Genomic DNA, 6,552 nt, shown 5'->3' with positions numbered 1-6,552 from the left:
CCCGTCTCGGCGATCCTCGAAGCCGCCGAGGAACACCGCGCGGACGTCATCGGCATGTCGGGACTCCTGGTCAAGTCCACCGTGATCATGAAGGAGAACCTCCAGGAGCTCAACCAGCGCAAGCTGGCAGCCGACTACCCCGTCATCCTCGGCGGCGCCGCCCTCACCCGCGCCTACGTGGAGCAGGACCTCCACGAGATCTACGAGGGTGAAGTCCGCTACGCCCGCGACGCCTTCGAGGGCCTGCGCCTGATGGACGCCCTGATCGCCGTCAAGCGCGGCGTCCCCGGCGCCACCCTGCCCGAACTCAAGCAGCGCCGCGTCGCCAAGCGGGACACCGCCGCCCTCCAGGTGGACGAGCCGGAGGAGCCGGGCGGCCGGTCCGACGTCTCCGTCGACAACCCCGTCCCCACCCCGCCGTTCTGGGGCACCCGCGTGGTCAAGGGCATCCCGCTCAAGGACTACTCGTCCTGGCTCGACGAGGGCGCCCTCTTCAAGGGCCAGTGGGGCCTCAAGCAGGCCCGCGCCGGCGGCGCGACGTACGAGGAACTCGTCGAGGACGAGGGCAGGCCCCGCCTGCGCGGCCTCCTGGAGAAGCTGCACACCGAGAACCTCCTCGAAGCCGCCGTCGTCTACGGCTACTTCCCCTGCGTCTCCAAGGGCGAGGACCTGATCATCCTCGACGAGCAGGGCAACGAGCGGACCCGCTTCACCTTCCCGCGCCAACGCCGCGGCCGCCGCCTGTGCCTGGCGGACTTCTTCCGCCCCGAGGAGTCGGGCGAGACCGACGTCGTCGGCCTCCAGGTCGTCACCGTCGGCTCGAAGATCGGCGAAGCCACGGCCAAGCTGTTCCAGGCCAACGCCTACCGCGAGTACATGGAGCTGCACGGCCTCTCCGTCCAGCTCGCCGAGGCCATGGCCGAGTACTGGCACGCCCGCGTCCGCGCCGAACTCGGATTCGGCGGCGAGGACCCGGCCCAGGTCCAGGACATGTTCGACCTCAAGTACCGCGGCGCCCGCTTCTCCCTCGGCTACGGCGCCTGCCCCGACCTGGAGGACCGCGCCAAGATCGCCGACCTCCTCCAGCCCGAACGGATCGGCGTGCACCTCTCGGAGGAGTTCCAGCTCCACCCCGAGCAGTCCACCGACGCCATCGTCATCCACCACCCCGAAGCGAAGTATTTCAACGCGCGCTGAGAGGCATCGGCGTACACTGGACGGTCCCATACAGGCCGGTCACCTGATCCCGGGGCACGTCCCCGCGGGCCGAGGTGACCGGCCTCATCGTCCCCTGAAAGAGGTGTGCGCATTGACCAGCACCGTTCCCGCCCCCGTCACCCGCACGGCCGACGGGCACGCCCTCCAGGCGGTGCTGCTGGACATGGACGGCACCCTCATCGACACCGAGGGGTTCTGGTGGGAGATCGAGGCCGAGATCTTCGGTGAACTCGGACACCGCCTCGACGAGGCCTGGCGCGACGTCGTCGTCGGCGGCCCCATGAGCCGCAGCGCCGCGTTCCTCATCGAGTCCACCGGCGCCAGCATCGACCTCGCCGAACTCAGCGTGCTCCTCAACGAGCGCTTCGAGGCGCGGATCGCCGGACAGGTCCCGCTGATGCCCGGAGCGGAGCGGCTGCTGGCCGAACTCGCCCGGAACAACATCCCCACCGCCCTCGTCTCCGCCTCGCACCGCCGCGTCATCGACCACGTCCTGCTCACCCTGGGCCGCGACCGGTTCACCATGACCGTCGCCGGGGACGAGGTGCCCCGCACCAAGCCGCACCCCGACCCGTACCTGCTCGCCGCGAGCGCCCTCGGCGCGCACCCCTCGCGGTGCGCCGTCATCGAGGACACCGCCACCGGCGTCGCCGCCGCCGAGGCCGCAGGCTGCCGGGTCGTGGCCATCCCGTCCGTCGGCCGGATCGAGCCGGCGCCCGGCCGGACGATCGTCCGCTCGCTGGAGGACGTCGACCTGACGTTCCTGCGCTCCCTCATCACTCCGATGAACTGAGCACGTACGCTCCGTACCGAACGGAATGAGGCAGGTCGGAGGTCCTGGCGGAGGATCTTCCGTCCCCGGCCCCGGAGGCCGAAATTCCATCCCTCAAGGAAGCGTTGTACAGGGTGACCTTGGTCACCCGACAGCTGCCCGCCAGGCTCCCCGGCAGGCCCTGCGGCCTCCCCATGTGTCCGGATTGATCAGCTCCTGCCCCATCTGCGAACTCGCCCGCATGAGCTGTCAGTCCGCACCCATCACCGTGCGATTACGCCCCAACTCCTGCCAGTTCCAGCCATCCCGTCCCAGGCCACTAATGTCGACGCGGGCACTACGCCGCACCTCTGCCGTACCGAACACACACCCCTGTGACCGGTTCGCGCGTGGACCGATCGTCAAACACCGGCCCGATCGTTCCGCCCTGAACGGGCGACCGCCGCGCAGTGCCCTCTACGCCGCTTTGAGCAAGTGCCGGGTGAGGGAGTACTTCCAGAATGAACCGCAAGACCCTGGTGCTGACGGCCGCGGCCGGACTGCTCACCCCCACGCTCGCCGCCTGCGGCACAGCGACCGGAGGAGCGGGATCCGGAGCGATCGTCGTCGGCACCACCGACCGGTTCGAGGCTGCCGACTACGCCCCCGCCCCCTTTGACCCCGCCTACGCCTACGACGCCGGCGCCTGGAACATCCTGCGCCAGACCGTCCAGACGCTGATGCACACCCCCCGCGGCGGCGGCGAGCCCGTCCCCGAAGCAGCCTCCGACTGCCGCTTCACCGACACCGGCAACGAGAGCTACCGCTGCGTCCTGCGCCCCGGCCTGAAGTTCGCGAGCGGCGACCCCCTCACCGCCAAGGACGTCAAGTACTCCATCGACCGCGTCCTCGCGATCAAGGACGAGAACGGCCCCTCCTCGCTGCTCTCCACCCTCGACAACATCGAGACCAAGGGCACCGACACCGTCGTCTTCCACCTGAAGACCCCGGACGCGACGTTCCCGTACAAGCTCTCCACCCCCGCCGCGGGCATCGTCAACGCGAAGCAGTACGAGGCCAAGAAGCTCCGCCCCGGCTTCGCCGTCGACGGCTCCGGCCCCTACACGATGAAGGCCGAGGTCAAGGACAACCACCTCGTCCGCGCCGTCTTCACCAAGAACCCGAACTACAAGGGCGACATCAAGCTCCAGAACGACAAGGTCGAACTGCGCACCTTCGCCGACTCCGCCGCCATGGGCAAGTCCCTCACCGGCGGATCCATCGACGTCGTCTCCCGCACCCTGTCGCCCGCCCAGATCGCCGAGCTGTCGGCCAAGCCCCCCAAGGGCGTCAAGCTGGTCCCGATGCCCGGCCTGGAGATCCGCTACCTCGGCTTCAACACCGACGCCCCGGTCGTCAAGGACAAGGCCGTGCGCCAGGCGCTCGCCGCCGCCGTCGACCGCAACAACGTCATCTCCAAGGTCTACGGGAAGTCCGCCCAGCCCCTGTACTCGCTGGTCCCCACCACCGTCAACGGGCACGTCAACTCGTTCTTCAACAAGTACGGCGAGGCCAACACCCCCAAGGCCGCCGCCCTCCTGAAGGACGCCGGGATCAAGACCCCGGTCAAGCTGACGCTGAACTACACCACCGACCACTACGGCGACGGCACCACCGCCGAGTTCGAGGCCCTCAAGACCCAGCTCAACTCCACCGGGCTGTTCGACATCACCGTCCAGGGCGCCGAATGGACCGACTTCCGGCCCGCCCAGAAGAAGGGCGACTACCCCGCCTACGGGCTCGGCTGGTTCCCCGACTACCCGGACGCCGACAACTTCCTCGCCCCGTTCCTGGAGCAGGACAACTTCCTGGGCACGCCGTACGCGAACACCGCGGTGCGCACCAGGCTCATCCCCGACGCCCGGCGCGCGAGCGACCGTGACGTCGCCGTCCCCGCGATCACGGAGATGCAGGACATCGTGGCCGAGGACGTACCCGTCCTGCCCCTGTGGCAGGGCAAGCAGTACGTCGCCGCCCGCGACGGGATCACCGGAGCGGAGTGGTCCGTCAACGCCATCTCCGACCTCCAGCTGTGGGAACTCGGCCGAGGAATCAGCGGCTGAGACCGGCACCAACCGGCAGCGGGAGTCGCAGGCCGGCACAACGTTCAGACCAGACTGTGAAGGACTTTCGCGTGAACCGACGTAACCAGTGGTTGGCGGCCCCGCTCGGCGCAGCCACCGCCGCCGCGCTGCTCAGCGGTTGCGGTTCGACCGACGGCTCCAATGCCGGCAGCGGCAAGGGCGTCGTCATGGGCATATCCGACAAGGTGAAGTCCACCGACCCCGCCGCCGGCTACGACCCGGGCTCCTGGCTGCTCTTCAACAACGTCTTCCAGTCGCTGCTGAGCTTCCCCAAGGGCGGCACCACGCCCGAGCCCGACGCCGCCCAGGCCTGCAACTTCGAGGGCGGCGACAGCAAGGTGTTCAAGTGCACCCTGCGCAGCGGTCTGAAGTTCAGCAACGGCAACAGCCTCACCTCGAAGGACGTCAAGTTCTCCTTCGAGCGCACCCTGAAGATCAACGACGCCAACGGCCCCGCCGTGATGCTCGCGTCGATCGGCTCCATCGAGGCCCCCGACGAGAAGACCATCGTCTTCCGCCTGAAGAACTCCGACGCGACCTTCCCCAGCAAGATCGCCTCCGGCGCGGGCGCCATCGTCGACAGCCGCGAGTACCCGGCCGACAAGCTCCGCGGCGACAACAAGGCCATCGGCTCCGGCGTCTACAAGCTCGACTCCTTCAGCGAGAAGAGCGCGAGCTTCTCCGTCAACGAGTCCTACAGCGGCAAGGCCAAGGCCAAGAACACCGGCGTCACGCTGAAGTTCTTCAACGGCGACCAGGCCGCCCTCAAGACCGTCCTGGAAAGCGGCGACGTCGACTTCGCCTTCCGCGGCCTCGCCGCCAAGGACATCGCCGGCCTCGCCGCCACCAAGACCGGCGACCAGAAGGTCGACGTCGTCCAGGGCACCGGCGCCGAAGTCGAGCACATGGTCTTCAACGTCAACGACCCCGTCGTCGGCAAGCTGCCCGTGCGCAAGGCCATCGCCTACCTCATCGACCGCGAAGCGCTCGTCAAGGACGTCTACGCGGGCACCGCCGTCCCGCTCTACTCGATCGTCCCCGCCGGCATCGCCGGACACACCACCCCCTTCTTCGACCGCTACGGCGGCACCCCCCAGCCCGAGAAGGCCAAGGCCGTCCTGAAGGCCGCGAACATCACCGGCAAGGTCAAGGTCACCCTCTACTCGACCCCCTCGCGCTACGGCCCCTCCACCGACCAGCAGTTCCAGGTCATCGCCAAGCAGCTCAACGACAGCGGCCTCTTCGACGCCGAGATGAAGTCCGTCGAGTACGAGCAGTACGAGAAGGACATCCAGGACGGCAAGTACGGCATCTACGTGAAGGGCTGGGTGCCCGACTACCCGGACGCCGACAACTTCACCCAGCCGTTCTTCGGCCCGGACAACGTCCTGCACAACAACTACGACAACAAGGAGATCAGCGGGACCATCATCCCGTCGACCTCCGCGAAGGCCGACCGCACCGCGGCCAACATGGACTACAACCGGCTCCAGGACATCGTCGCCGACGAGGTCCCGATCCTCCCGCTCTGGCAGGGCAAGCAGTACGCCGTCACCCGCCAGAACGTCACCGGCCTCCAGTGGTCCCTCGACGCCTCCACCGTCTTCCGCTTCTGGGAGATCAGCAAGGGCTGAGCCCCGCACACGACGACGGGCCGGCAGCCGCGCGGAGCGGCTGCCGGCCCGTCGTCGCGTCCGACGCCGCGGCGGGCGGCTACGGAGTCGCGCCCGGCCGCACCAGACCCGACTCGTACGCGTACACCGCCGCCTGCACCCGGTCGCGCAGCGCCAGCTTCGTGAGCACGTGACCCACGTGCGTCTTCACCGTCGTCTCGCTCACGAACAGGTCCGCCGCGATCTCCGCGTTCGACAGCCCGCGGGCCACCAACTTCAGCACCTCCACCTCGCGCTCCGTCAGCGTCCCCAGCGTGTCCGGCACGCTGTCCTCACCCGACGGCAGGTGCCCCGCGTACTTGTCCAACAACCGCCGCGTGATGCTCGGCGCCAGCATCGCCTCACCCGCCGCGACCACCCGGATCGCCTGCACCAGCTCCGTCGCCGGCGCGTCCTTCAACAGGAACCCGCTCGCCCCCGCCCGCAACGCCTCCACGACGTACTCGTCCAGATCGAACGTGGTCAGCACCAACACCTTCGCCGGCCCGTTCCGCTCCGGACCCGTGATCTGCCGCGTCGCCTCCACCCCGTCCATCCGCGGCATCCGGATGTCCATCAGCACCACGTCGGGCTGCAACGCCCGCACCTGGTCCAACGCCTGCAGACCGTCCCCGGCCTCGCCCACCACCACCAGTTCCCGCTCCGCCTCCAGGATCATCCGGAACCCGGTGCGCAACAGTGGCTGGTCGTCGACCAGCAGGACGCGGATGGCCACGGAGGTACCTCGAATTCGTCGGGCGGCTACGGCGGACGACGCCCATTCTGC

The 6,552-nt window shown here is 68.7% G+C and carries 5 protein-coding genes; 4 read left to right on the top strand and 1 reads right to left on the bottom strand.

The features are described 5' to 3' along the window. The 4 genes from AB0D46_RS31605 to AB0D46_RS31590 all read left to right on the top strand — a co-directional run. Positions 1-1,197, top strand: a 1,197-nt coding sequence (locus AB0D46_RS31605; RefSeq protein WP_362882565.1) for a vitamin B12 dependent-methionine synthase activation domain-containing protein, incomplete at its 5' end; no start/stop codon positions are given. Between the two features lie 112 nt (positions 1,198-1,309). After that, positions 1,310-2,011 (top strand): HAD family phosphatase, encoded by a 702-nt coding sequence (locus AB0D46_RS31600; protein ID WP_362882564.1) that lies wholly within the window; start codon positions 1,310-1,312, stop codon positions 2,009-2,011. Between the two features lie 479 nt (positions 2,012-2,490). Beyond that, entirely contained in the window at positions 2,491-4,092 is a 1,602-nt protein-coding gene (locus tag AB0D46_RS31595) for an ABC transporter substrate-binding protein (protein WP_362882562.1), read from the top strand. A 71-nt stretch (positions 4,093-4,163) separates the two neighbouring features. Then, positions 4,164-5,747 (top strand): ABC transporter substrate-binding protein, encoded by a 1,584-nt coding sequence (locus AB0D46_RS31590; RefSeq protein WP_362882560.1) that lies wholly within the window; start codon positions 4,164-4,166, stop codon positions 5,745-5,747. Positions 5,748-5,826: 79 nt separating this feature from the next. Here AB0D46_RS31590 and AB0D46_RS31585 read toward each other — a convergent pair whose 3' ends face one another. Next, the gene (locus tag AB0D46_RS31585) at positions 5,827-6,501 is read right to left on the bottom strand and encodes a response regulator transcription factor (protein ID WP_362882559.1); all 675 of its coding nucleotides are present in this window, start codon (positions 6,499-6,501) and stop codon (positions 5,827-5,829) included. Between the last annotated feature and the right edge of the window lie 51 nt (positions 6,502-6,552).

Source organism: Streptomyces sp. NPDC048383 (assembly GCF_040651775.1).
Taxonomy (GTDB): domain Bacteria; phylum Actinomycetota; class Actinomycetes; order Streptomycetales; family Streptomycetaceae; genus Streptomyces.
This window is presented reverse-complemented; position numbering and strand designations above follow the sequence as displayed.

Bases quoted from the DNA above. Each gene is read 5' to 3' on its own strand.
- AB0D46_RS31595 (WP_362882562.1), top strand. From the start codon at position 2,491: ATGAACCGCAAGACCCTGGTGCTGACGGCCGCGGCCGGACTGCTCACC.